The organism is Hyphococcus sp. (genome assembly GCF_041986965.1).
In the GTDB taxonomy this organism is placed as follows: domain Bacteria; phylum Pseudomonadota; class Alphaproteobacteria; order Caulobacterales; family Parvularculaceae; genus Hyphococcus.
Genome location: NZ_JBHIXB010000001.1, coordinates 1157135 through 1183072 on the forward strand (window position 1 = coordinate 1157135; position 25938 = coordinate 1183072).

Annotated in this window: 24 protein-coding genes and 1 riboswitch; of the genes, 17 read left to right on the top strand and 7 right to left on the bottom strand. The window is 59.3% G+C overall.

Annotation, left to right across the window (positions count from 1 at the left end; translation table 11 throughout):
• The first annotated feature begins 70 nt into the window (after positions 1-70).
• Positions 71-625 (top strand): BPSL1445 family SYLF domain-containing lipoprotein, encoded by a 555-nt coding sequence (locus ACFC5L_RS05805; protein ID WP_375201219.1) that lies wholly within the window; start codon positions 71-73, stop codon positions 623-625.
• Here the strand turns inward: ACFC5L_RS05805 and ACFC5L_RS05810 are convergent.
• The 3 genes from ACFC5L_RS05810 to ACFC5L_RS05820 all read right to left on the bottom strand — a co-directional run bounded on the left by ACFC5L_RS05810 (position 622) and on the right by ACFC5L_RS05820 (position 4005).
• The gene (locus ACFC5L_RS05810; protein WP_375201218.1) at positions 622-1629 is read right to left on the bottom strand and encodes an adenosine deaminase; all 1008 of its coding nucleotides are present in this window, start codon (positions 1627-1629) and stop codon (positions 622-624) included. The genes ACFC5L_RS05805 and ACFC5L_RS05810 overlap by 4 nt on opposite strands.
• Complete coding sequence (locus ACFC5L_RS05815) at positions 1626-2183, bottom strand: hypothetical protein (RefSeq protein ID WP_375201217.1); 558 nt, start codon at positions 2181-2183, stop codon at positions 1626-1628. Before ACFC5L_RS05815 ends, ACFC5L_RS05810 begins: the two co-directional genes overlap by 4 nt.
• A 91-nt stretch (positions 2184-2274) precedes the next feature.
• On the bottom strand, positions 2275-4005 hold the full coding sequence (locus tag ACFC5L_RS05820; RefSeq protein WP_375201216.1) for an alkaline phosphatase D family protein: 1731 nt from the start codon (positions 4003-4005) through the stop codon (positions 2275-2277).
• A gap of 105 nt (positions 4006-4110) precedes the next feature.
• On the opposite strand from ACFC5L_RS05820, the gene ACFC5L_RS05825 reads away from it, so the two are divergent.
• Both ACFC5L_RS05825 and ACFC5L_RS05830 read left to right on the top strand, forming a co-directional pair.
• On the top strand, positions 4111-5682 hold the full coding sequence (locus ACFC5L_RS05825) for an amidohydrolase (RefSeq protein WP_375201215.1): 1572 nt from the start codon (positions 4111-4113) through the stop codon (positions 5680-5682).
• A gap of 29 nt (positions 5683-5711) precedes the next feature.
• The gene (locus ACFC5L_RS05830; RefSeq protein ID WP_375201214.1) at positions 5712-6998 is read left to right on the top strand and encodes an amidohydrolase family protein; all 1287 of its coding nucleotides are present in this window, start codon (positions 5712-5714) and stop codon (positions 6996-6998) included.
• Positions 6999-7066: 68 nt separating this feature from the next.
• Here ACFC5L_RS05830 and ACFC5L_RS05835 read toward each other — a convergent pair whose 3' ends face one another.
• Positions 7067-8704 (bottom strand): ABC transporter permease, encoded by a 1638-nt coding sequence (locus ACFC5L_RS05835; RefSeq protein WP_375201213.1) that lies wholly within the window; start codon positions 8702-8704, stop codon positions 7067-7069.
• Positions 8705-8810: 106 nt separating this feature from the next.
• On the opposite strand from ACFC5L_RS05835, the gene ACFC5L_RS05840 reads away from it, so the two are divergent.
• The 10 genes from ACFC5L_RS05840 (at position 8811) to ACFC5L_RS05885 (ending at position 20828) form a co-directional block, all read left to right on the top strand.
• A complete protein-coding gene (locus ACFC5L_RS05840; RefSeq protein WP_375201212.1) occupies positions 8811-9821 on the top strand; it encodes an ABC transporter ATP-binding protein in 1011 nt (336 codons plus the stop codon).
• Positions 9822-9922: 101 nt separating this feature from the next.
• Positions 9923-10963, top strand: coding sequence for a Fe(3+) ABC transporter substrate-binding protein (locus tag ACFC5L_RS05845; RefSeq protein ID WP_375201211.1), 1041 nt, complete (start codon positions 9923-9925; stop codon positions 10961-10963).
• A gap of 27 nt (positions 10964-10990) precedes the next feature.
• The gene (locus ACFC5L_RS05850) at positions 10991-12256 is read left to right on the top strand and encodes a 2OG-Fe(II) oxygenase (RefSeq protein WP_375201210.1); all 1266 of its coding nucleotides are present in this window, start codon (positions 10991-10993) and stop codon (positions 12254-12256) included.
• 59 nt (positions 12257-12315) lie between these two features.
• A complete protein-coding gene (locus tag ACFC5L_RS05855; RefSeq protein WP_375201209.1) occupies positions 12316-12765 on the top strand; it encodes a Fur family transcriptional regulator in 450 nt (149 codons plus the stop codon).
• Between the two features lie 82 nt (positions 12766-12847).
• Positions 12848-12952, top strand: a riboswitch (glycine riboswitch).
• Between the two features lie 166 nt (positions 12953-13118).
• Positions 13119-14294, top strand: coding sequence for a glycine cleavage system aminomethyltransferase GcvT (gene gcvT, locus ACFC5L_RS05860; protein WP_375201208.1), 1176 nt, complete (start codon positions 13119-13121; stop codon positions 14292-14294).
• A 9-nt stretch (positions 14295-14303) separates the two neighbouring features.
• A complete protein-coding gene (gcvH, locus tag ACFC5L_RS05865; protein ID WP_375201207.1) occupies positions 14304-14675 on the top strand; it encodes a glycine cleavage system protein GcvH in 372 nt (123 codons plus the stop codon).
• 30 nt (positions 14676-14705) lie between these two features.
• Complete coding sequence (gcvPA, locus tag ACFC5L_RS05870) at positions 14706-16049, top strand: aminomethyl-transferring glycine dehydrogenase subunit GcvPA (protein ID WP_375201206.1); 1344 nt, start codon at positions 14706-14708, stop codon at positions 16047-16049.
• The gene (gene gcvPB / locus ACFC5L_RS05875) at positions 16046-17626 is read left to right on the top strand and encodes an aminomethyl-transferring glycine dehydrogenase subunit GcvPB (RefSeq protein WP_375201205.1); all 1581 of its coding nucleotides are present in this window, start codon (positions 16046-16048) and stop codon (positions 17624-17626) included. The genes gcvPA and gcvPB overlap by 4 nt, the downstream gene beginning before the upstream one ends.
• Positions 17627-17729: 103 nt before the next feature.
• Positions 17730-19250 (top strand): FMN-binding glutamate synthase family protein, encoded by a 1521-nt coding sequence (locus tag ACFC5L_RS05880; RefSeq protein ID WP_375201204.1) that lies wholly within the window; start codon positions 17730-17732, stop codon positions 19248-19250.
• A 60-nt stretch (positions 19251-19310) separates the two neighbouring features.
• Positions 19311-20828 (top strand): acyl-CoA carboxylase subunit beta, encoded by a 1518-nt coding sequence (locus tag ACFC5L_RS05885; protein WP_375201203.1) that lies wholly within the window; start codon positions 19311-19313, stop codon positions 20826-20828.
• Here ACFC5L_RS05885 and ACFC5L_RS05890 read toward each other — a convergent pair.
• The 3 genes from ACFC5L_RS05890 to ACFC5L_RS05900 all read right to left on the bottom strand — a co-directional run bounded on the left by ACFC5L_RS05890 (position 20822) and on the right by ACFC5L_RS05900 (position 23252).
• Complete coding sequence (locus tag ACFC5L_RS05890; protein WP_375201202.1) at positions 20822-21496, bottom strand: DUF2799 domain-containing protein; 675 nt, start codon at positions 21494-21496, stop codon at positions 20822-20824. The two genes, ACFC5L_RS05885 and ACFC5L_RS05890, sit on opposite strands and share 7 nt — an antisense overlap.
• Before the next feature lie 150 nt (positions 21497-21646).
• Entirely contained in the window at positions 21647-22642 is a 996-nt protein-coding gene (locus ACFC5L_RS05895; RefSeq protein ID WP_375201201.1) for an NADPH:quinone oxidoreductase family protein, read from the bottom strand.
• A gap of 25 nt (positions 22643-22667) precedes the next feature.
• A complete protein-coding gene (locus ACFC5L_RS05900) occupies positions 22668-23252 on the bottom strand; it encodes an LOG family protein (protein WP_375201200.1) in 585 nt (194 codons plus the stop codon).
• Between the two features lie 89 nt (positions 23253-23341).
• On the opposite strand from ACFC5L_RS05900, the gene ACFC5L_RS05905 reads away from it, so the two are divergent.
• The 4 genes from ACFC5L_RS05905 to ACFC5L_RS05920 are packed head-to-tail and all read left to right on the top strand — an operon-like array spanning position 23342 to position 25900.
• The gene (locus ACFC5L_RS05905) at positions 23342-23656 is read left to right on the top strand and encodes a hypothetical protein (protein WP_375201199.1); all 315 of its coding nucleotides are present in this window, start codon (positions 23342-23344) and stop codon (positions 23654-23656) included.
• Between the two features lie 9 nt (positions 23657-23665).
• Positions 23666-24985, top strand: coding sequence for a spinster family MFS transporter (locus ACFC5L_RS05910; RefSeq protein WP_375201198.1), 1320 nt, complete (start codon positions 23666-23668; stop codon positions 24983-24985).
• Positions 24985-25479 carry a DUF1801 domain-containing protein gene (locus ACFC5L_RS05915; RefSeq protein WP_375201197.1) on the top strand — a complete coding sequence of 165 codons (495 nt, stop codon included), beginning with the start codon at positions 24985-24987 and terminating at the stop codon, positions 25477-25479. The genes ACFC5L_RS05910 and ACFC5L_RS05915 overlap by 1 nt, the downstream gene beginning before the upstream one ends.
• A gap of 31 nt (positions 25480-25510) precedes the next feature.
• Positions 25511-25900, top strand: coding sequence for a hypothetical protein (locus ACFC5L_RS05920; protein WP_375201196.1), 390 nt, complete (start codon positions 25511-25513; stop codon positions 25898-25900).
• Positions 25901-25938: the final 38 nt, after the last annotated feature.

The window sequence follows — 25938 nt, forward strand, 5'->3', positions numbered from 1 at the left end:
GGATTTCGCCCCAATCTGGTCCCAATCGGCCTTATCATGGAGGCCAAATTTTTCCGCTCGGGAGGCTTCAATGACTATGTCTCAATTTTTCAAACCGGTCCTTGCTATTGCCGTAATGATGATGGCGGTTACAGGCGCCGCCGAAGCCGCCAAGCCGGCCAAGATCGACCGCCGCGTGGATGAAGCGCTCGCAGATTTTCGTGAGGATATCGGCGGCGGCGAGGCTGTGCTCACCAGAGCCAAGGGCGTTCTGGTTTTTCCGCTGATTAGAAAAGGCGGCATCGGAATCGGCGGCGAATACGGTCAAGGCGCTTTGCGCATCGGCGGCGATACCGTCGCTTATTATTCTACAGCGGCGGCGTCGATTGGCCTGCAGTTTGGCGGTCAGTCGCGCCGGCAGATCATTGTTTTTCTCGATCAAGGCGCGCTGGACAAATTCCGGTCAAGTCAGGGCTGGGAGATTGGCGTCGACGCATCCGTCGCAGTCGTCACTGTCGGCGCAGGCGGGGCCATCGATACAACTCAGCTTAACCAGCCCATCGTCGCCTTCGTTTTTGATAACAAGGGCCTGATGTATAACCTTTCGCTCGAAGGCTCGAAGATTTCGGAAATTCACCGAGACTAAACGAGATCGATCGCCGCCAGCTGCGCGCGTTTTTCTCCCTCGCTCAGGAATGAGCCGAGAAAGCTGTTCCTTGCAAGGGTTTTTACGTCGTCCCTTGTTAGCGGCAGGGCGTCGATCGCCGCTTTGAAATTGTCATTCATATAACCGCCGAAATAGGATGGGTCGTCGGAGTTCACCGTCGCGCGGAGGTCGAGATCGAGCATGCGTTTCAGCGGATGTGCGGCCATCTCCTCCACAACGCAAAGCTTGAGGTTCGACAGCGGGCAGACGGTGAGCGTCATCTGTTCATCCGCGAGACGTTTGATGAGAGCGTCATCTTCAAGCGACCGGTTGCCATGGTCGAGCCGGTCAATAGCGAGCAGGTCGAGCGCTTCATGCACATAATCGGGCGGTCCCTCTTCGCCTGCATGCGCGACGAGTTTCAGGCCGCTCTCGCGCGCCGCCTTGAAGACACGCTGAAATTTTGAGGGCGGGTGGCCGACTTCGGAAGAGTCGAGACCGACGCCATCGATCCGGTCGAGCCAGTTTTCCGCTTGCTTCAGCGTTTCAAAGGCGTCTTCCTCCGGCAGATGGCGCAGGAAACACATGATGAGTTTTGCGGTCATGCCAAATTGCGCTTTGGCCATGGCCAGCGCCGTTAAAATGCCGCTGATGGCCGTATCGAATGCGACGCCGCGTTCCGTATGACCTTGTGGATCGAAGAAGATTTCCACATGGCGCACATTGTCGGCGCGTGCGCGATTGAGATAGGCCATGGTCAGATCGAAGAAATCTTCTTCCGTTCGAAGGACGTTCATGCCCTGATAATAGATGTCGAGAAAATCCTGCAGGTTTGAGAACTGATAAGCGGCGCGGATTTCTTCGACGGACTTGAAAGGGATCTCGATCCTGTTGCGTTGCGCCAGTTTGAACAACATCTCCGGTTCGAGACTGCCTTCGATGTGAAGATGCAGCTCCGCTTTCGGCAATGCGGCGGCGTAGGCGATGAGATCCTGTTTCGTCATGCGGGTTTCCTGAACAGGTGGATGAGTGATGCAATGGCGGCGCCGATAATTGCGACAAGGGCGCAAACGGTTCCGAGCATGCCGGACGCGCCTTTTATGTTGGTCATAATTTGCTGCGCTTTTGCAGGGGCGCCGGCGTCCGGAATATAATCGGCGGCCATGAGAAACAGGAGGGCGTCTTCGACAATTTCCGCGGCGAACAGGATCAACGGCAAGAGAAGAAGAAAGCGCAGCGGCGTTGCGGCAAGCTTCAGTATCTTGAGACCGAGGGCGACCGCCGTCGTGATCATCAACGCATTGAGAAAGGCGAAGGGAATGTCGGCGGCCTGAAAGATCAGATAGTCGCTTGTCGCCTCACCAAGCATGGCGAAGGCGCGCGCCGGCTCGCCCTCGTGAAAGCCCTGCAGGGTCTCCGGCAGCGGCGCTGCAGCGTCATTGGCGCGAGTCCAGTAACCGGGGCGAATGAAAACCCAATATGAATAGGCGAATAACAAAGTGAAGCTGACAAGGAAGCGAATCCAGCTCGCCTCTTCAATTCTGCGGGAAATGAACATTATGATTGGCTCCTGTCAGGGCTTTTAACACAAGCCCGGCCGGAGCGAAAATGCGTAATGCTGTCGACCTGGCGCAGAGGCCGCCGCCGAGTTATTTCCCGAAAAGGTAGTTTTGCTTAAAGCCGGCGCCGTCAATGTCGGAAAACTCAGCGCTGTTTTCCGTCTTTTCGATGTCGAACGCAGCGTGCAGGAAGGCGTTGTAATTGCCGCTCTCAATCGTGTCGACGGCCTTGTATTCGGCGCGTGCCGCATCACGGGTAATCGTGAGGTCGATGAAGCCGTGATACTCGCCGGAAAGATACCGCACATCCTTGTTGTCGCGATTGGTGAGGAGCGCATATTCCGCGCCCATGCCGCCAAGAAATTCCTTGCGGTAAGGCGAGGGTGAGGTGACTGAATGGGTGCCAAGTTCGACGCCCATATGCCCGCCATTCTTGTCGACAAGATCGTTCGCCCACCAGGTGTGCGTGTCGCCGGTGACGACAATCATGCCGGTGTCGCCGGCGTCGCGCGCCAGATCGTAAAATCTTTCACGCGCCGCCGGGTAACCGTCCCAGGCGTCGAAATTGAGCGGCAGTCCGAGCGCGGACATTTTCACGAAAGCCCGCGCTTCGTTCCATTGCTGTTCAAGCTCGACAATCTGCGCTTCTTCAACATGGGGATTGAGGTCCGGCGCGGTCACCTTGGCCATGATCACCTGATTGGCGATCAGTCGCCATGGCTGGCCGTTTGCGACTGACGTTTTGAAGGTGCGGTCAAGATAATCGAGCTGGGCCGCGCCGAGCATTTCACGGCTTTCGTCCCAAAGCACCACGTCGCGGAAATGCGCAACGTCTTCCGGCGTCTCCAGCGTCGGGATGACTTCGGAATATTCAAATTGTTGCGCTCGCGCCATAAGCCGCGTTTCGAGCGCGGCGATAGTGAGAAGATCCCCGAAAGAAAAAGAGCGAAAGAACGCTTCCGGCGCCATATCCGGTTCACGCACCGGCTGCCATTCATAATAGGCCTGCAAGGCGGCGCGCCGGCGCGTCTCCCAGTCGCCTTCGGTTTCAGGATTATGGTTCTCTGCGCCGCCTGACCAGGAATCATTTGAGGTTTCGTGGTCGTCCCAGATAGCGATCAGCGGATGTTTCGCATGCATCGCCTGGCTGGATGGGTCGGCTTTATACTGCGCGTGACGCTGGCGGTAGTCAGCGAGGCTGACGCATTCATTAGCGGGAAGGTGCTCACGTCCCAGCGCGCGCCCTTGATCGCCGCCATAGCCTTCGCGACTATATTCATAGATGTAATCGCCGAGGTGAATGACAGCGTCGATGTCGTCATGGCGCGCAACAAGATCATAGACGTTGAAATAGCCGAACGGATAATTCGAACAGGACATGACCGCAAAGCGCGCTTGCTCAACGGCGCCTTCGGGAAGAGTCTTTGTGCGGCCTGCGGGCGAGACATCGCCGCCGAGCCGGAAACGGTAGAAATAAGTTGCGCCGGGGTTCAGCCCCTCCGCCAGCGCTTTCACTGTCCAGTCCCGGGAAAGGCCGGTTTGCGTTTCGCCGCTGGCGACGATCTCGGCGAACGCTTCGTCCGTTGCGACTTCCCATGCGACGCGGGCGATGGCCGCACGGGTGACAGGCGTGACGCGCGTCCATAATACCACAGACGTCGCAGCGGGATCGCCGGATGCAACGCCGTGCGAGAACACGCCGCCTGCGCTTTCGGTGACTGCGACATAAGGCGTCATATTCGGTGAAGAGGCGCAGGACGCTGCGCCAGTAGCAGCGCCGGATAAAAGCGCAGCGCGCCGTGTGATCTTGCCCGTTGTCATAAACACTCCCATCCCCAGCGTCTTTAAAGTCCCCGGTTTCCTGCAATCCGATTTGCAGGCGGGGTGGCCGCGCCCCGATTTTGCGCTAGTCTTATGACACAAATAATGGCGCAGCCGAAGCTGCGCCTGCAGCAAGTCGAGGGACCTATGCGAAAAACGGGATGGACGGCGCTAGCCGTTCTGATGCTCAGCGCTTGCGCCCAGCAAAATGGGGCGGAAAGCGAAGAGGCGGCCGAGGCCGCAGCGTCTGAGGACACGGAGATTGCCGCGAAGACGGCGGAAAAAGATGGGGATGACGGGGACAAGGCGGACGGCGCCGTGCATCCGCCGCTCGATCCCTATCCCTCGACTTATGAGGCCTATCCAGGGGAAACGGTTCTTCTTACCGGCGCTACGGTCCTCACCGGCGCCGGCGACCGGATCGCCAATGGCGCGGTTCTCATTGCCGACGGGAAGATTTCAGCGGTGGGCGCTGCGGGCGACATTGAAGCGCCGGAGGGCGCGCGCACCGTCAACGCCAATGGAAAATGGATTACGCCGGGCATCATCGACATTCACTCCCATCTTGGCGATTACCCGTCACCGTCAAACTCAACGACGTCCGATGGCAACGAAATCGTCAACCCGAATACCGCTTATGTATGGGCTGAGCATTCGGTCTGGCCGCAGGATGCGGGTTTCACACGCGCGCTCGCAGGCGGGATCACTACGCTGCAAGTGTTGCCCGGTTCGGCGAACCTCTTTGGCGGCCGGTCCGCGATTCTCAAAAATGTGCCTTCACGCTCCGTTCAGGGAATGAAATTCCCGGATGCGCCTTACGGCCTCAAAATGGCTTGTGGTGAAAACCCCAAGCGTGTTTACGGCGAACGCGGCGGGCCGCAGACGCGTATGGGCAATTTCGCCGGGTATCGCGCCGCCTGGATCGAAGCGGCCGCCTACAAGAAAAAGTGGGAAGACTATTGGGCCGACTATGATGAGTGGGCCGAAAATGACGACGACGATAAAGGCGATGCGCCAGATGCGCCGACGCGTGACCTGAAACTGGAAACGCTGGCGGGCGCGCTTAATGGCGACATCACCGTCAACATGCATTGCTACCGCGCTGACGAGATGGTGCAGGTTCTCGATATGGCCAAGGAATTTGGTTACAAGGTCCGGACCTTCCATCACGCCATTGAGGCCTACAAAATCGCGGACTACCTCGCGGAGAATGGCGTCTGCGCCGCCATGTGGGCTGACTGGTGGGGCTTCAAACTAGAAGCGTTCGATACGGTCGGGGAAAATGTTGCGCTGGTGCATGCCCAGCCCGGCGGCTGCGCCATCGTGCACTCCGATGATGCGCTCGGCATTCAGCGGCTCAATCAGGAAGCAGCGAAAGCGATGGCGGACGGACGGCGTATCGGCGTTGAGATCGAACCCGAAGACGCGATCGCCTGGATCACCGCGAACCCTGCCGAGGCCATGGGCATTGCCGATGAAACCGGCACGCTTGAAGCCGGCAAGATGGCTGATGTCGTCGTGTGGAATGGCAACCCGTTCTCGGTCTACGCCAAGGCGGAGAAAGTCTATATCGACGGCGCCTTGATGTATGACCGTTCCGATCCCAAGCGTTCACCGCGCGTGGATTTCGAACTCGGTCTTCATGACAACAGCTTCACAGGCGGGGCAGGACAATGATTGGCGTAACACAGAAAGCAACAACTCCCATGAAAACGTTCACCGCTTTCATCGCCGCTGCTGCTGCTCTTGCGGGCATGGCGAGCGCGCAAACCGTCGCCATTATGGATGGGACCGTCCACACGGTTTCCGGCGACGTCATCGAGAATGGCGATATCATCATCCGTGACGGCCGCATCGCGCAGGTCGGCGCCGATCTGTCGGCGCCTGCTGGCGCAAGCGTCATCGATGCGTCTGGTAAAGTCGTGACGCCGGGGCTTTTTGCGCCGGTTTCATCGATCGGCCTTGTTGAGATCGGCGCCGTCGACGACGCCAATGACGCATCACCGGCGCAAGGGCCGATGGAAGGCTTCCCCCTTGGCGCTGCGCTCAACGCCATTGACGCTTACAACCCCTCATCGGCGCTAATCCCCGTGAACCGGGCGGCGGGCGTCACCCGCGCGTTGATGGCGCCTTCAGTCGGGCCGACCATGTTTGCCGGCCGGGCGGCGGTCATCGATCTTTCGGGCCGTTCGAATTCCGTCACCCGGGCCGAGGCGGCGCAGTATGTCGCCATGGGTGAGCGCGGCGCCGAACGATATGGCGGCACGCGTATGGGCGCCTGGGCTGTGTTTCGCGAATATCTCGATGAAGCGCGCTCCTATCATGCAAATCCGAACGATTATGTGCGTCGTCCCCATGACGGGCGATTCGCTGTGTCGGATCTGAAAGCACTTGGCCCGGTCATCAATGGCGAACAACCGCTGATCGTATCGGTCAACAGCGCCAACGATATACGCACGCTGATCCGTTTGAAAAACACGTATCGCCTGAATGTCATTATCCATGGCGCCTCGGAAGGCTGGCGTGTCGCGGAAGAGATCGATGCGGCGAACATTCCGGTGATCACCGACGCGCTTTATAACTTGCCTGGCGAATTCGAGGATATCGACGCTACGTTGAAAAACGCGGCGCGTCTCAATGAAGCCGGGGTGACCATCACCTTTACGGAAGGCGCGCATAATATCCGGTTGATCCGTCAGCATGCGGGCAATGCCGTCGCCGAAGGTCTTCCTTATGAGGCGGCGCTGAAAGCGATCACGCTAAATCCTGCGACCATGTACGGTCTTGGGGGACAGCTTGGTTCGCTTGAAGCCGGTAAGATCGCCGATGTGGTGATCTGGGACGGCGATCCGCTGGAAGTTACAACCAGGCCCGAAGCGGTCTTCATCAATGGCCGGCCTCAGGATCTCAATAACCGTCAGAAAATGCTGATGGAGCGGTATCGCGACCTTGAACGGGGCGATTTGCCCTTCGCTTATCGCGGCGGCGAATAAGTCACGCGTCGCTTTGCGCCTTCAAGAGCCCTGCGCAAATGTCGGCAGGGCTCTTGTTAATTTGAAAGTCAGACGTTCGTCACACCTGTCAAATTCGGCTCCGGGCCCGCAAGCGGTTTCTGCTTGCGGGTTTTTTTATGCTCGCTGTCGGCGATGACGCTAAGCGCGATTGATGGCAGCAGCCCGAGCGCAATCAGGATCAGCGCCGCCGGCGCCGCGTCAGCTAGACGTTCGTCAGAAGCCAGACGATAAATCTGGGTGCTGAGGGTTTCGAAATTGAAAGGCCGAAGGATCAGCGTCGCCGGCAATTCCTTGGTGATGTCGATAGCGACAATCGCCGCCCCGGCAAGGAGCGATAGCCGCGCCATGGGCCAATGCAAGTCTCTGACAATGCGGCCGGGCGCAGCGCCCAGCGTTCTTGCCGCGCCGTCCATTTGCGGGCTGATTTGGGCCAGGCCGCCCGCGGCGGCGTTGTATCCGGCCGTTAAGAACCGCGCCACATAAGCGTAAAGCAGAATAAGAACGCCGCCGGCAAGCGCGTATCCTGAAACGCGTGCAATGCTGGCCGACAGCGCAAGAACGCCGATCGCCATCACGGCGCCGGGCACTGCATAGCCGAGCGTCGCGGCGCGCAAAGCGAGCTTGATGATGCGGCCTCGGGCCGCGCGCGCGCTGTAAGCAAGTAAAAGAGAAAGGAAGACCGCGATCGCGGCGCCCGCCGCCGCGATCAGGGCCGTGTTTGCGCCCGCCTGCATGAGGTTGCGCATGGCGATAGCATTCATTTCCGGCTCAAATTTCGACAGCAATAGCGCCGCCGGTGCGACAAACCCAAAAAGAACCGGCAGTAGGCAAAGAAGAAAAGCCAGGGCGCCATGGGCTGGCGACAATCTGATGCGCCGCGCCTTGCGCTGGGCGCGTGCATCTTCGCTGGCGCGTCCTTTGCGGCTTGCGCTTTCCATCAAGACAAGAATGAGGGCCACCAGAAAAAGCCCGGCGGCGAGTTGCATGGCGCCATGTAAATCGCCGAGCCCGTGCCAGGTGCGGAAAATACCGACGCTCAAGGTTTGCACGCCAAAAAAGTCGGCGACGCCGTAATCGGCGGCGATTTCCATGAGCGCCAGAGCGAGCCCGCCAAAGAATGCTGGCCGGCTCGCCGTAAGCAAAAGGCCAAGACTGGCGCGCATGGGCGACGCGCCGAGGCTTCGCGCCGCCTCCATGATCGCCCCCGACCGCGAGGCGAGGGAGGCGCGCATGGCTAGATAGATATAAGGATAGGTCGTCAGCATCAGGACGAAAGCGGCGCCGGGGAGGGATCGGATTTCCGGCAGCGCCGCAATGCCGATAGTTTCTGCAACAGGGCCGAATGGCCCAAAAAGATCGCCATAAGCGTAAGCGGCCACATAGGCCGGAATGGCGAAGGGAAGCGCCAGAGCGATCGCGAGCGTCTTTCTGCCCGGAAAGTCGGCGAGGGACACAAGAAGGCTGGCGCCCGCGCCAATGATCCCGGCGCCAGCCCCGGCGAGCCCGCAAAGAAGGAGCGTTGTTGTCAGATAGCGCAAGCCCAGATCAGAGACGAAAAGCGTGGGGCCGCCTCCGCTCCCCGCGCCGGCGAGCACCGCGGCGATGGGGGCGGCGGCGGCGATCGCAATCAGGAGGATCGCGGCTGCGCCGCGCCATCCGCCCTTTTTCGCCCGCGCTCGCCCCATCGTTGTCCAGTCCTTGCTCTTAATTCTCGTTATCAACTGGTGACATCTATGCGAAAGTAAGGCAATTCCCAATCCCCTCCCGCAGCAAACGGGCGCGAAAGATCTTATGAGCCTCGACCTCGACCGCATTTCGCACAACTTTGGCGCTGTCGCCGCTGTCCGCGGCGCGAGCCTTTCTGCCGAGGCCGGTGAAATCGTATGTCTCTTCGGCCCTTCCGGCTGCGGCAAGACCACGCTGTTGCGCATCGCCGCCGGGCTCGAACCCCTGCAGGCGGGTGAGGTGCGCCTCGAGGGCGCGGTGCTTGCCGCGCCGAAGCGGGAATCGCCGCCGGAGCAACGGCCGATTGGTTTTGTTTTTCAGGATTATGTCCTCTTTCCCCATCTGACGGTTGAAAAGAATATCGCTTTCGGCCTCAAGGGCGTCCCGGACGCAAAGGCGCGCGTCGCCGGTCAGTTGATGGCGTTCGGCATCGAACAGCTCGCGAAGCGCTATCCTCATGAACTTTCCGGCGGGCAGCAGCAACGTGTGGCCCTTGCTCGCGCCGTGGCGCGCAAACCGAAAGCCTTGTTGCTGGATGAACCCTTCGCCAGCATTGACGTCTCCTTGCGCCGCCGCCTGCGCGAGGAATTGCGCCGTGTACTGAAGGAGCAGAAAGCTGCGGTGCTTCTGGTTACGCACGACGCCGATGAAGCGTTAGCGTTGGGCGACCGCATCGCTTTGATGCGCGAAGGTGAGATCATCGAAATTGCAGCGCCCGAAGATTTATATGAGCATCCGAAAACGCCTGACGGCGCAGGGCTCTTTCCGGGCAGTCAGGTTTTTTCGGGCGAAGTGCGCGGCGGCGTTTTTCGCTGTGCTTTGGGCGAGGTCGCGGCGGCGGGTCTCAAGGCGGGTCCGGCCCAAGCGGTTCTGCGCGCCGACAGTCTGATTGCGTCTTGTGACGAACTCGCGCCTTTCCGTGTCGCAGATGTCAGGTTCGCCGGGCCCGGCTGGCGTGTGCGGCTGGAACAACCGAATGGCGCGCCCTTATGGGTGACCATGAGCACGCCGCCATTGGTGGGCGACGGCGTCTCGGTGGTGGTCGACTGGTCAAAGGCCTTTGTTTTCCCGGACTAATTGACGTCATCGACGGCGCGGAGCCCGACGGCTTGCATTCTCCGGTGACGCTGATATTTTGATATTAAGAATTATTCGCAATTAAGATCGGAGACGTTGCAGTGAAGCGCACAAGGAAGTGGATCGCAGGGTTTATCATGCTGATGGCGGGCGCCTGTGGCGGTGCGGGCGATGATGCGCGCCCGATCACCGGCGAGGTCAATGTCTATTCCGGGCGCCATTACGATTCCGATATTGTGCTTTTCGATCAGTTTACGGAAGAAACCGGGATCAGGGTCAATCTGATTGAGGCGGGCGGCGACGCCTTGATTGAGCGGATCACGCAAGAAGCCGAGGCTAGCCCCGCCGATATTTTCATGACGGCGGACGCCGGCATTCTCTGGCGCGCCGATCAGCGCGATGTTTTCCGCATGACAGACAGTGAAGCTTTGGAGGAGCGCGTTCCGGCGCAATACCGGCATCCTGACGGAAAGTGGTTCGGCCTTTCAAAGCGCGCCCGCATTATCATCTACAATGGTGAGATGGGCCTGCCGGAAGGGCTGGAGACTTACGAAGATCTCGCCGATCCGGCCTATCGCGGCATGATCTGCGTCCGGTCATCATCGAACATTTATAACCAGTCGCTGCTGGCGTCGATTATCGCCCATGACGGGGCGGAAGAAGCGGAAGCCTGGACGAAGGGTGTTGTCGACAATTTTGCACGCAAGCCGCAAGGCAATGACACGTCGCAGATCGAGGCTGTGGCGGCGGGCCTATGCCGTCTCGGCATTGTCAATTCCTATTACACCGCACGGTTTAAGGGAGCGGATGATCCGAAAGCCGCCGCGATCGGCGACAAGTTCGAACTGTTCTTTCCAAATCAGAATGGGCGCGGCGCTCATGTGAACATTTCCGGCGCGGGCGTTACGAAATATGCGCCCAATGCAGAGAACGCCGAAAAGCTGATCGCTTTTCTTCTACGCGATGAATCGCAAGCCGCCTTCGCAAGCGGCAACAATGAGTACCCGGTTGTCCCCGGCGTGGCGCCGCAAGGCCCCATCGCCGCCTATGCGGATTTCAAGGCGGATGAACTTCCTGCGTCGGCGCTCGGCGAACATCAGGCGGAAGCGGTGGGCATTTTCGACCGCGCAGGCTGGCCCTGATCGCAGGACCGGTGCTAGCGTCGGTCTATGCAGGCGCCGTCTTTAACTGAGCTGAAACAACACGCCGAGAATGGCGATGCGCGAGCGCAATATATGCTCGCCGCGCAGTTGAGCGGCGCTGGCGACAAGCAAGAAGCTGAACGCTGGCTCAACGCCGCCGCGGCGCAAGGTTTCGGCGATGCGCTTTATACCCTGGCGACGCGCAGGCTCGATCACGCCGGTCTCGACAATGCGGCTGAGATGCTTGCGCGCGCAGTTGAAAATGGCTCGGCGCCGGCGCAGCGATTGCTTGGCGTGCTTTACGCCATGGGCCTTGGCGTCACGCGCGACTGGGCGAAGGCGGTCGCGCTTGTGACGGCGGCGGCGCAAGCGGGGGTTCCCGCCGCCATGCGCGAGTTGTCGATGTTGCTCTTCGCCGCCGACCCAGATGATGAGGACGGCGCCGGTCTTGTCGCTGCAGCCGCGCCAAAAGATCCCATCGCAGGCGCAGTTGCCGTGCGCCGTTATGGGGAAGGGCGCGCCCATGCGGACACGCAAGCCAGCCGCGCACATCTGGAATTGCTGGAGCGTGCGCAATACCCCCATGCCGCATCGTTGCGTGCGTTGGTTGATCGTGTAGATGCGTTGCGAAGTTTTCAGCCGTCTCCGCCGGACTGGGCGCGTATTGCGAAAAAACTCGCAGATGAGCCGGCGCCGTCTGTTGCGACGCCGGAAATTTTATGCGAGACGCCCCCCGCGCGAGCCTTTCGCGGTTCATTCTCACCGGAAGAGTGCGAATATGTGATCGCTTCGTCGGCGCGTCTTCTTGCGCCATCATTGATCGCCGACCCGCGCACGGGAGCGTCGGTGCAAGATCCCTATCGCACGTCATTGACGGCGATCCTGTCGCTCGTTGATCTCGATCTGGCGCTGGTCATGATCAATCGCCGCCTCGCAACGCTGGCGGAGCGGCCGCCAGAGAACGCCGAATCCTTAGGCGTTCTCTATTATGCGCCAGGCAAGGAGTACCGGCCTCATTGCGATTGGCTGCCTCAGGGGCCGGAGCTTGACCGGGGCGGTCAGCGCGCGGCGACGGCGCTCATCTATCTCAATGAAGATTATCTGGGCGGAGAGACACATTTTCTCGTTCCCGGCCTTGCCTTCAAGGGCGGGGCGGGAGACGTTCTCGTGTTCGAGAATCTCTTGGATAGCGGCGATCCGGCTCCTCATTCCCGGCATGCGGGGCTTGCGGTTCGTGAGGGGGTGAAATGGCTGGGCTCCACCTGGTTTCGGGAAAAAAAGTACCGGCATTAGGGTTTCCAGATTGATATAACAAAGATATAACATTTCTGGCCGGACGGAGGAGATGTGTTGTGACCAAACATACGCATGATCACGACGAGGGGGGTGTTCGCAAACGCCCTGCTGGATTGCTGAAAAACGAAAAGCTGGTCTGGGATGTGCTCGCGGCCAGCAAAGACCCGCTCAAGGCTTATGAAATCCTGGACCGCCTTAAGGAGCGGGGCGTGCGTGCGCCCATGACGGTCTATCGCGCGCTCGACGGGCTCGAGGCCAAGGGCCATATCCACAAGCTCGACGGCCTGAACGCCTTTGTCGTGTGCAATCACGAAGGCCCCCATGTGGTGCAGACTTTTCTCGTTTGTGAAAGCTGTTCCACGGTGAAGGAGCTGGAGGTTGTCGCCGTTGAAGCCGATATTGCGCCGGCGGTGCGCGCCGCCGCTTTCGACATGCATACGGCGCGCCTTGAAATCAAAGGCAATTGTAGCGCGTGCACATCTGCGTCGAAAGCCAACGTCGCGTAAGTTTTTCTGCAAGTCATTATCAGGCCGATTGACTCTGAAAACGGCGCGCCTAATGTCTCGCTATGTCCGCCCCTTGGTGGACACGCAGCATGCGGGAGAGACCACGCTGGAGCCGTGATCGGCTTTGGCGGGCGCCGAAGGAGCAACCGCCCCGGAAACTCTCAGGCAAAAGGACCGCTTGTTGCTGTGCAGGCTGGAAAGCGGGCGGCGCATGATGGATGCGCGCTGCTCCACCGACGGAGTAAGCAAAGCAGGCGGCTTTATTTAAGACGTCCCGTTTTGCGAAATCTCTCAGGTTCCCGTGACAGCCGGGGTCGCCGTAATGCGCGGCGATTTCGTCATGGGAAAGCTGAATGTCGGCCACTGAACACAGCACACTGAAAAAAACACCGCTTTACGACCTGCATCTGTCGCTCGGCGCGAAGATGGTGGAATTCGCCGGCTATGCCATGCCGGTGCAATATCCGGCGGGGGTGTTGAAGGAGCATCTGCACACACGCGAAAAAGCGGGTCTTTTTGACGTCTCGCATATGGGGCTCGCCTATTTGAGCACGACCGAAGCGCCGCTCGGGACCGATGAGGCCCATGAGAAAATCGCCGCCGCGATTGAAACGCTTGTTCCGGGTGAAATCAAAAAGCTCAAACCCGGCGGCGTGCGCTACACAGTCTTGCTGTCGGAGGAAGGCGGCGTCCTCGACGATCTGATGATCACGCGGCTTTTTCTCGATGAGATGAAGGGCATGCTGTCGCTGGTGGTGAACGCCGCGACAAAGGAACAGGATTTTGCGCTGATCCGCGAAAAACTTGGAGGCGTGGCGACGCTGAATGTCTCCGCGGATCGATCCCTTCTCGCCGTGCAGGGGCCGAAGGCGGCCACCGTTGTTAACCGGCTTTTCCCTGGCGCGGCGGAGCAGCCTTTTATGTCGGTGCGCCCTCATTACTGGCCCGCTTCCGATGATCGCGCCTATATTGTGGTCAGCCGCCTTGGCTACACTGGCGAAGACGGTTTCGAGATTTCCGTTCCCAACAGCCATGCGGAACTCCTCGCGAAAACGCTGCTGGCCGCGCCGGAAGTGGAGCCGATCGGTCTTGGCGCGCGCGATTCTCTGCGCCTCGAAGCCGGGCTTTGTCTTTATGGGCACGATCTGACGCCGGAAACCTCCCCAATTGAGGGCAATATCGCCTTCGCCGTGGGCAAGCGCCGGCGCGAGGAGGGCGGCTTTCCAGGCGCAGCGCGCATTCAGCGTGAGCTCGTCGAAGGCCCGAAACGCCTGCGCGTGGGGTTACGTCCCGAAGGCCGGGCGCCGGCGCGCGAAGGGGCGGAAATTCAGTCTACGGATGGAAAACCCATTGGCGCCGTGACCTCGGGCGGGTTCGGGCCGAGCGCGGGAGCGCCGGTCGCCATGGGCTATGTGGATGCGGCGTTTTCAAAAACTGGCACACCGGTGAATTTGATCGTGCGGGGCAAGCCTCTGTCAGCGGTGGTCGCTGATATGCCGTTTGTCCCTCATGGATATTATCGCGGTTAGGAGAGACCAATGACTGTCAAATATACTGAAGACCATGAATGGCTGAAACCTGAAGGCGACCACTATGTCATCGGCGTCAGCGCCCACGCCGCTGAACAGCTCGGCGACGTTGTCTTTGTGGAGCTGCCGGAAGTGGGCAAGACCTTCGCCAAAGGCGATGAAATGGCTGTCGTTGAATCGGTGAAAGCCGCTTCGGACGTTTATGCGCCGATTTCTGGCGACATCGTCGAGGTCAACAGCGCTATCGTCGACGAGCCTGCAAAGGTCAACGAAGATCCGCAGGGCGCCGCCTGGTTTGTGAAGATCAAACCGTCAAACCCCGCTGAAATTGACGCGCTGATGGATGAGGGCGCCTACAAGGATTTCGCCGGCAATTCTTAAGTTGCGACCGGGCGTGAAAAGGACTGTTCGATGAGATATTTGCCCCATAATAATGCAGATCGGCAGGCGATGCTGAAAACCATCGGCGCCGCGGATATCGACACATTGTTCGCTGACGTGCCGAATGAGGCGTTAAACGCTGATTTTGATTTGCCCGACCATAAGGGCGAGATGGAGGTGGAGCGCGCGCTTGGCGCCATGGCGGCGAAAAACCGCGCAGCGGGGGCGGGGCCGTTTTTCATCGGCGCCGGCGCCTACAAGCACCACATCCCGGCGACGGTCGATCACATTATTCAGCGCTCGGAGTTTTTGACCGCCTACACGCCATACCAGCCGGAAATCGCGCAGGGCACACTGCAATATCTCTTCGAGTTCCAGACGCAGGTTGCGGCCCTGACCGGCATGGAGGTCGCTAACGCCTCCATGTATGACGGCTCAACGGGCTGCGCTGAGGCGGCGCTAATGGCCCGGCGCGTGACGAAGAAAAACAAGGTGTTGCTCTCCGGCGGCCTGCATCCGCATTACGGCGCCGTGACACGCACCAATCTGGAGCTTGTGGACGCGACGGTTGTTCAGGCCCCCATTGATGTGGATGCGTCTGAAGACATTATCTCGCAAATTGATGACGATACGGCCTGCGTCATCGTTCAGTCGCCGGATGTGTTCGGCAATGTGCGTGACCTGACGCCGATTGCAGAAGCAGCGCACGCCAAAGGCGCGCTGCTCGTCGCCGTGTTTACCGAAGCGGTCTCATTAGGCGCTTTGAAGAGCCCGGGCGAGATGGGCGCCGATATTGTGGTGGGCGAAGGCCAGTCCATTGGCAATGGCCTTAATTTCGGCGGGCCTTATGTGGGGCTCTTTGCGACGCGCCAGAAATATATTCGCCAGATGCCGGGCCGCCTTTGCGGCGAAACGGCGGACGCGGAAGGAAAGCGTGGGTTTGTGTTGACGCTGTCGACGCGCGAGCAGCATATCCGCCGCGATAAGGCGACGTCGAATATCTGCACCAATTCCGGGCTCTGCACGCTCGCTTTCACGATCCATATGACGCTTTTGGGTGAAGCCGGTTTGCGCAAGCTTGCGATGCTCAATCACGAAGCTGCCTGCAAAACCGCCGACATGCTCGCCAAGGTCAAAGGGGTCGAAGTGGTCAACAAGAGCTACTTCAACGAATTCACGCTGCGTCTTTCAAAAAATGCAGCCGAAATTGTCGATAAACTTGCCGATGGAGGCGTGCTCGCCGGCGTTCCCGGCGCGCGACTATGGCCGCACGACAAGGACGCGCACAATCTTCTCATCGTCGCCGCGACGGAATGCGTAGCCGATGATGACATAGAGGCGTTCTCTTCGAAACTCGCGGAGGCGCTATCATGACTATGAACAATCAGGGCCGTCCCACAAATGCAGGCGAAGTAATGCAAACCAACGTGAAAACATTTACCGGCAACAAGGCGCTGCAAATTGAAGAAGCGTTGTCGTTTGAAGTCGGCTCTTTCGAACAGAGCGGCGTCGATCTTCCTGAACCGGAAGGGAAGCAAACCCGCCTCGGTGGGCTGGAACGCCATGCGCCTATTGGCCTGCCCGGTCTTTCCGAGCCGGAGACCATGCGCCATTTCGTGCGGCTGTCGCAAAAGAACTACGCCATCGACATGGGGCCGTTTCCCCTCGGCTCCTGCACCATGAAACACAATCCGCGTCTTAACGAGAAAGTCGCGCGGCTGCCTGGTTTCGGAGACCTTCACCCGCTGGCGCCGGAAGGCGCCGTTCAGGGCGCGCTCGAACTCATCGACACGCTTGCCTATTGGCTGAAAGAACTGACGGGCATGCCCGCCGTCGCTATGTCGCCAAAGGCGGGCGCCCATGGCGAGCTTTGCGGCATGATGGCCATTAAAGCCGCGCTCGAAGCGCGCGGCGAAGCCGGAAAACGCGTGCGCGTGCTGGCGCCGGAATCAGCGCACGGGACCAATCCCGCGACCGCCGTGCAATGTGGGTTCAAGGTCGATGCGATCCCCGCCGACAAGACCGGCCGTGTCGATCTCGAAGCCCTGAAAGCGAAACTGGGCGATGACGTCGCCGGCATCATGGTGACAAACCCCAACACCTGTGGGCTCTTTGAGCGTGACATTCGCGCTATCGCCGATGCGGTGCATGAGGCGGGCGGTTATTTCTATTGCGACGGCGCCAATTTCAACGCCATCGCCGGCAAGGTGAAGCCCGGCGATCTTGGCGTCGACGCCATGCATATCAACCTGCACAAGACCTTCTCTACGCCTCATGGCGGCGGCGGGCCGGGCTCGGGCCCGACCGTGTTGTCGGAGGCCCTCGCTCCTTTCGCACCGGTGCCTTATGTCGTTTGCGAAGACGGGCGCTACAGCCTCGTTGAAACCCGCCGCGCTGCAAAAGCGGAGGGTGAAAGCGCTGAAAGCTTCGGGCGCCTGACCGCTTTCCATGGCCAGATGGGCATGTTTGTGCGGGCGCTTTCCTATATGATGAGTCACGGAAAAGATGGCGTAAGACAGGCGTCGGAAGATGCCGTTTTGAACGCCAATTATGTGCTCACACGCCTGAAAGCCGAGATGACGCCGGCCTTCGAAGGTTACTGCATGCATGAAGCGCTCTTCGATGACCGCTTTTTGAAGGATACGGGCGTTGAGACCATCGATTTTGCAAAAGCCATGATTGATGAAGGCTACCATCCCATGACCATGTATTTCCCGCTGGTCGTTCATGGCGCCATGCTGGTCGAGCCGACAGAGTCGGAATCGAAGCGTGAGCTCGATCTTTTCTGCGACGCCATGTTGAGCCTTGCGAAACGCGCCAAGGCCGGTGAGGCGGAGAGTTTCAAGGCGGCGCCTGTCTATGCGCCGCGCAGACGGCTCGACGAAACGGCCGCCGCACGCCATCCGGTGCTGCGCTGGACGCCGGCGCAGACCGCGGAAGCCGCGGAGTAGTCCTCACGGCGCTTCACATTTACTGCATTGGCGCGTCAATTGGCTTTCGCGGCGAAAACAGAGAGGATAAGGCTCGCGCCAGATTGCTAAGAGGGCGAGAGCGATGGATCTACTCACCACATTTACGATGACGGGGCTTGAGCTCCTGTCGACGATTTTCATTTTCGTCGTGGGGATCGCCGTGCTTGCGGTTATCTTCATGTATTTTGCGGACAAGTCGCAATCGCGCGACGCCGTGCGCCATAATTATCCGGTCATCGGGCGCTTTCGCGAGCTTTTCACCCGGCTAGGCGAATTTTTCCGTCAATATTTCTTCGCCCTCGATCGTGAGGAAATGCCGTTCAACCGCGCCGAGCGCGACTGGATCTATAAATCCGCTAAAGGCAAGAATAATACGCACCCCTTCGGATCGACGCGCAATCTGACGCTGGTGGGCTGCCCGATTTTCATCAACTGCGCGTTCCCGCGCCTTGACGAGGAAGCGTCCGACCCGCCGGCGGTGGAGTTCGGTCCCTATACCCCAAATCCTTATCGCGCGCCGTCAGTGATCAATGTTTCAGCGATGAGTTACGGCTCGTTGTCAAAGCCGGCCGTGCAGGCGATGTCGCGCGGGGCGGCGCTGGCGGGCTGTTACATGAATACAGGTGAGGGCGGTCTTGCGCCGTATCATCTTGAGGGCGGCTGCGACATTATCTTTCAGATGGGCACGGCGAAATATGGGTGCCGCGACGATGCCGGCATGCTCGACGAATCCAAGCTTGCGACGATCGCCGCCCATTCATCTGTGAAAATGATTGAAGTGAAATTGGCGCAGGGCGCAAAGCCCGGCAAGGGCGGCATTCTACCCGGCGTCAAGGTTACGAGAGAGATTGCGAAAATCCGGCACATTCCCGTGGGCAAGCCTTCCATCTCACCCAACCGTCATCCGGAAATCGACAATGTTGAAGAGCTGCTCGACTTTATCGACCGTGTAAGGCGCGTCACAGGTCTGCCGACAGGCTTCAAGACAGTGATGGGCGCTTATGGCTGGGTCGACGAATTATGCGACGCGATCGAACGGCGCGGCGTCGAGGCGGCGCCGGACTTCATCACGCTTGATGGCGGGGATGGCGGCACGGGCGCCGCGCCGATGTCGTTGATGGACAATGTGGGCCTGCCGTTGAAACAGGCGCTGCCCATGTTGACCGACATTCTGGAGCGGCGTGGTCTTCGTCACCGCATCAAAGTCATAGCATCGGGCAAACTTGTGACGCCGGCGGAAGTCGCCTGGGCCTATTGCGCCGGCGCGGATGTTGTGAACACGGCGCGCGGCTTCATGTTTTCCGTCGGCTGTATACAGGCCATGCGCTGCCATACCAATAATTGCCCGACAGGCGTTACGACGCACAAGAAACATCTGCAAAACGGCCTCGACCCCAAAGTGAAGGCCAAACAGGTCGCAAATTATGTGGAGAAAATGCGCAAGGACGTCGCCATGATCGCTCATTCCTGCGGCGCCCCCCATGCGCGCGCCTTGAAGCCTTTGCATGTGCGCATTCAGCAGGCGGATGGAACGTCGGTCCCCCTTGATGAACTCATGGCGAAACGCCGCCCGCTGGCGCCCCATGAATATAAACGCGGCTGATCTGTCTCCTGACATGCTTTTCCTGCTTTACGAACCCAGCGCGGCGCGTAGACTCGCGCCATGGCTTGGGAAAAAGAACTTGAAGACTTAAAACGCCGCTCTGCGCTCGCCGAGAAAATGGGCGGTGCTGAGAAGGTCGCGCGTCAGCATGAGCGCGGCAAGCTTGATGCGCGGGAGCGTCTGAAGCGGCTGCTTGACGAAAATTCCTTTCGCGAAATCGGCAAGATCGCCGGGCGTGGTCACTATGACGACCAGGGTGAGCTGACGGATTTTTCTGCCAGCAATTTCATTTTCGGGCGCGGGCGCATCAACCACACGCCGGTCGTTGCAAGCGCCGATGATTTCACCGTGCGCGGCGGCGCAGCGGACGCGGCGATCCATCGCAAGTTCGCGATGGCCGAACAGATGGCTCATGAGCTCCGCCTGCCTTTGATCCGCATGATCGACGGCACGGGTGGCGGCGGATCTGTTAAAATGCTCGAAGAAATGGGCTTCACCTATGTTCCCTTCGTTCCCGGGTGGGAACATGTGGTGAAGAATTTGAAGACCGTTCCCGTGGTTGCGCTGGCGCTCGGGCCGACTGCCGGGCTCGGCGCGGCGCGTATGGTCGCGTCGCATTATTCGTTAATGGTGCGTGGGCTCTCGCAAATTTTTACCGCTGGGCCCGCGGTCGTCTCCGGCCTCGGGACCGGTGAGAATCTCGACAAGGAACAGCTCGGCGGCGCCGACATTCATACCCGCAACGGCGTCATCGATGACGAGGCCGAAAGCGAAGATCAAGCTTTCGCGATGGCGCGGGCATTCCTGTCCTATCTGCCCTCTTACGCCGGCGCCGCGCCGGAGCGGCGCGAAACCGGCGACAAACCGGGGCGGAAAGAAAAAGCGCTTGTTTCCGCCGTCCCGGAAAGCAAGCGCGAAGCCTATTCCATGCGCAAGATTTTGGAGATGGTCGCCGACAAAGGCAGCGTCTTTGAAATGGGCAAGCGTTGGGGTCGCGCGGCGATTACCGCTTTTGCGCGCTTTGACGGTTGGCCCGTTGCGGTGCTCGCGTCCGACCCGACATTTCTGGGCGGGTCATGGACGGCGGATACGGCGGACAAAGCGCGGCGGTTTATTCAACTGGCGGAGCAGTTCCGCCTGCCGGTCATTCACCTTGTGGACAATCCCGGCTTCATGATCGGACTTGAAGCCGAGCGCGCCGCCACCATCCGGCGCGGCGTTGACGCCATGAACGCGATCTATGATGCAACCGTTCCCTGGGCGACAGTGATCATCCGCAAGGCTTATGGTGTTGCTGGCGCCGCCATGTCGGATCATACGCGGTTTCAATACCGCTTCGCGTGGCCGTCGGGCGACTGGGGCTCGCTTCCCATGGAAGGCGGCGTTGAGGTCGCCTACAAATCCGAGCTTGAAAAAGCAGAGGACCCTGCGGCGGCGCTCGCCGAAATCAAGGCCCGGCTTGGGCGCGTCACGTCTCCGTTCCGGACGGCGGAGCAATTCCTCGTCGAAGACATTATCGACCCGCGCGAGACGCGGCCGCTCTTATGTGAATTTGCCGGACTGGCGTATCGTCAATAACTCGCAGACGTCACGCCTTGCGCCCCCGGATAGGGCCCGTTCGAGGCAAGAAAGGCGCGATAATCGGCAAGCTCGTCCTGCGCCAGTTCATAGTCTGCGCGCAATGGCCCGAAGGAGCGTTTAACGCGGGTCTTTTCCTCATTGAGGTTTTTGAGATCGGCAAGAATGTCGACGCGCTCCATATGGGGCGTTGCAGGAGAGATGAGCGTGGCTTCCGCATGGTCAATCTGATGATTGATATCCTGAAGGCGTTTGTCGGCCGCCGCGAGCGCGTGTTCGGCATGGGCGACATCGCTTTGAAGCGCAAAAAGCTGGTTGCCCTGCTGATAAGCCGTGACGAAGGCGCCTTCTTCCGGTCCGGTGCAGACGCCATAATAACGTCCGCCACGCGCCCCAATAGAGAAGGCGTTGGAGGCCTGGCAATATTGGTTCAGGCCTTCATCGCGACCCATGAGATAGGCGGTCATATCAGGCGTCACACCGGCTTTCTTGGCGCAGGCCTGGCGATGAGATGAAACCGCGCTTGCGGGGGCGCCGCGGGCGCCGTCCTCATAACCGATCGCCCGCCAGTCAGCATAAAGGCATTCGTCTTTCGACATGCCGCCAGCGCAGCCCTCCAGAGCGAGAATGGACAGAGCGATAAGGATCGCGGAAACAGGAATACGCATGGCAAAACCCTCTTTCGAAGAGGGAAGCCTAGTCAGCCAGAGCTTAACAGCCGCCTTTGCCGAAGGGCCGCATTCAGCCGTCCCGCGCAACTGGTTGTTAGCCAGTTGGACAGTAAGTGGGCGAAATTACGGCGGCGCTGTGACGCCGTGTTATTCCATTGTGAGGACGATCTTGCCCGTGGCTTTGCGGTCCTGAATCATGGAAAGCGCCTTGCCGGCTTCCTCCAGGGGAAAGCGCGCCGTAATCCGCGGACGGATTTTTCCTTCTTCGTAGAAGCGGAAAATCTCGGCCACATATTCTTCGTTCTTTTGCGGATTGCGCATGGTGAAGGCGCCCCAAAAAACGCCGACAATCTGGCATGACTTAAGCAATGTAAGATTGAGCGGAATTTTCGGGATGCCTGCCGGAAAGCCGACCACGAGGAAACGCCCCTCCCACGCCATGGCGCGCAGCGCGGCTTCGGCATAGTCGCCGCCGACCGCGTCGTAGACGACATTGGCGCCGCCGCCGCACAGGGTTTTTATTTCCGTGGTCAGTTTTTTCTGCGATGCGCGGTCGAGACTGCCGCGAGGATAAATGAGGGTCTCATCGGCGCCCATGTCTTTGCAAAAAGCGGCCTTGTCTTCTGAAGAGACGCCGGCGACGACTTTCGCGCCCATGGCCTTGCCGAGTTCAATCGCCGCGGCGCCGACGCCGCCCGCAGCGCCGAGGATGAACAGCGTTTCGCCGGGTTGCAGCTTCGCACGATCACGAAGCGCATAATGGGATGTGCCATAGGTCATCATGAAGGATGCAGCTTCATCGAATGGCATGTTGTCAGGGATTTTGTGAGTCCCCGACGCATTCGCGATAAGATGTGTGGCGTAACCGCCATTAATCCCGCTGGCGAGTACGCGGTCGCCCACAGCAAAGCCGTCAACGCCTTCGCCAACCGCGTCGACAACGCCGGCGACTTCGCCGCCCGGCGTGAAAGGGCGCGGCGGCTTGAACTGGTAAAGGTCTTGAATGATGAGCGTATCAGGGAAGTTGACGCCTGCGGCCTTCACCGCAATCCGCAATTGGTCCTTGCCGGGCTCGGGCGTTTGGGCCTCGGTCAGTTTGAGCGAGTCGGGTCCGCCGGCTTCGTGACTCATCATGGCTTTCATGTCGGATGTTTCCCTTTTTCGTAGTCTACGGCTTTACTGCGGCGAAACGCCTGTCTTCATGGCTCCAGGGCGGCGCGGTCTTGATGGCGTCAAGCACCCCATCTGCGTCATTGGCCACCGACCACATCTCTAGGTGCTTTTCATTCATAAAGTGTTCACGAACGGCCTGTTCCAGAAGTTTAAGGCACGGATCGTAATAATTCCGTATGTTGACGATGACGATCGGCTTGTCGAAGAGCCCGAGGCGTTTCCAGGTAATGGCTTCAAACAGCTCCTCAAAAGTGCCGCAGCCGCCAGGCAGCGCGACAACCGCGTCGGCCCGGTCAATCATCAGTCTCTTGCGTTCATGAAGGTCATTGACGAGGTGCAGATCCGTCAGGCCCGGATGGCCCCATTCGAGATCATACATGAAACGCGGCAACACCCCTTCGACGCGCCCGCCGCGCGACAGCGCGCCGTCAGCGACGGCGCCCATGAGGCCGATGCCGCCGCCGCCGTAAACCGTCGTCAGCCCCGCCTCTCCGAGAATCTCTCCCAGCCGCGTCGCGGCGTTGAGATAATCCGCATGCGTCTTCGGACTTGATGCGCAGTAAACCGTCACGCGCTCCATGGGCGCCCTTTATCCTTGCTCTTCCCTACTTTCTTAAGCATTGTTCGTGTTCAAAGAAATGGTCAATAACATATCCAGGGAGGACGGGGATGGTGCAACAGCTCATTTGGGCGGGGCTCGCCGCAATGACGATGGCGGCCTGTGCGACGGCGGTGCGTTACACTTTGCAGGACAGGTTCCGCGCCATCGGCATCCCCGGAGAGACCGCGGATTGTATGGTGGGTGAGCTTGAAGACCGCCTCTCCGGCGATGATCTGCAGGATCTTGCCCGCTATACGTTGAACCTCACGCGCGCTGATTCCACCTTCGCGGCGATTCGGTCGCTTATGCGCATCGACAATCCGCGCGCAGTCAAAGCTGTGGGCGCATCAGGTCTTACCTGCGTCACCGGCTTCCGGCTTTAAGGCGGCCTCGTGACAGATCACCCGGAAACCGCCGCTCCGCTTACGGAGCAATCACCTGACAAATCCTCCAGCCGGTATTCTTATTTCGTGCTGGGTGTGTTGACGTTGGTCTATACGTTCAACTTCATTGACCGTCAGATCATCGCCATCCTGTCGCCGGCGATCAAGGAAGACCTTGGTCTTTCCGATTCGATGCTGGGCTTGTTGAAGGGGCTGGCCTTCGCGGTCCTTTATACAACCCTGGGCATCCCCATTGCATGGCTCGCCGACCGTTGGAATCGGGTGAATATTATCGCGATTTCGCTGGCGTTGTGGTCCGGCTTCACGGCGCTTTCGGGGCTGACGACGACAGCGACGCAACTGGCGCTGGCCCGTATCGGCGTCGGCATCGGTGAGGCGGGCTGCTCGCCGCCCGCCCATTCCCTCATCTCGGACTATTTTCCAAAAGAAAAACGCGCAAGCGCCCTGGCGATTTATTCGCTCGGGATACCTTTCGGACAGATGTTTGCGTTTCTCGCGGGCGGTTGGGTGTTGCAGGAGCTCGGTTGGCGCAATGCGTTCTTTGTCGTGGGCATTCCGGGTGTTCTTCTGGCGGTGATCATGAAGCTGATGATCCGCGAACCCATTCGCGGATCGCAAGATGTTGCGGCGAAAAGCGTGCAGCCGGTGAAGTTCGCTGACGGACTGAAGCAACTGATGACCATACCAACCTATTGGGGGGTGATCGCCGGGGTCACATTCGCTTCGTTTACGGGTTACGGCACCGGCTTGTGGATCGTTGATTTTTATCGGCGCACTTATGAACTTTCCTATGTGGAGATTACGGTTCCCTTGGCGCTGTTGAACGGCGTGGCTTACGGGATAGGCACTTATCTCGGCGGGTATCTCACCGACCGGTTGGGTAAAAAAGGCAAGGGCGCCTATGGCTGGGTGCCGGCGCTGGGGATGTTGCTGACGATCCCATGCGGCTGGTTGTCTTTATGGTCGCCAAACGCGCTGGGCGCCTTTTTGTGGTCGGCGCCATTTCTCATCGGCCTTGGCATGTATCTGGGGCCCGGCTTTTCGCTCGTTCAGACCCTGGCGCCAATCAAATTGCGCGCTTTCGCGACGGCGTTTTTCTTTTTGATTTTGAACCTTATCGCGCTTGGTTTTGGCCCGCTCTGGGTCGGCGCCTTGTCGGATATTTTTGCGGCTGATTTTGGCGAAGTCACCGGATTGCGCATCGCCATGACGACGCTGGGCGGGTTCAGTCTTTTGTCGGCGCTCTCATTTTACTGGACATCGCGCAAATTGCCTGCTGACTGGGCAAAGGCGACAGGAGAAGCGTGATGGCGGTCAAGCGCAAAGCGTCAACAAGAAACACCGCGAAAAAGGCTTCGAAAAAGACAACGAAGAAGGCGGCGAAGAAGGCAAGCCTGAAGACAGTACCGACGGCGCAAAGCGTGACGGCCTTCATCAATAGCGTCGAGAATGAAACCCGGCGAAAGGACGCCAAGACATTACTCGCCATGATGAAGAAGGTAACGGGCGAGAAGGCAAAAATGTGGGGGCCGTCGATTATCGGTTTCGGCGAATATCATTATAAATACGAGAGCGGGCGCGAAGGCGACATGCTGGCCGTTGGGTTTTCTCCGCGCAAGGCGAATTTGGCGCTCTATGTTCTCGGATCGCTCGGCGACAAGGAGCCGTTGCTGAAACAGCTCGGGCCTTATAAAAACGGCAAAAGTTGTCTTTATATCGGCTCTCTCGACAAGATTGATCTTCCAGTACTCGAAAAAATCGTGGCGAAATCATACAAGGCCACCAAGGCGAAATGGGGGTAGGCTGATCTTCGCCGGTTGATGGGGGGATGGAATGCAGGAAGTCTTGTCGAGCGAGATCATCGAGCCGCTGATCGTTTTTGGCTCCGGCGTGTTAGTCGCATTGATCATCCTCGCGGTTGCATCGAATGGGCTGAGGGGCTCGGCGGGCGCGGCGCTTGGCGCATTTTTTCTCAGTATTTTTGCGGTTATCGCACTGACCGCGGCGATAATCTTCGGCCTCATTGAATTTTATCTGCCTGACGCTATCGCCAATTGCGAGGCGCTGGAAAAAGCGGCGTGGGAGCGAGGCGAGCCGGGTATTTTCGATTGTGAAGATGAAGGGTTGATCGTCGCTTTTCCGGTTTTTGCGGCCGGCGGCGCGCTGATCGTAATTTTAGCCGGCTCCCTGCTCATTCGCCTCACAAGGCGACGCTCGACATAAAAACCGGCACCGTCATGGCGCCGGTTTTAGGATAGGCC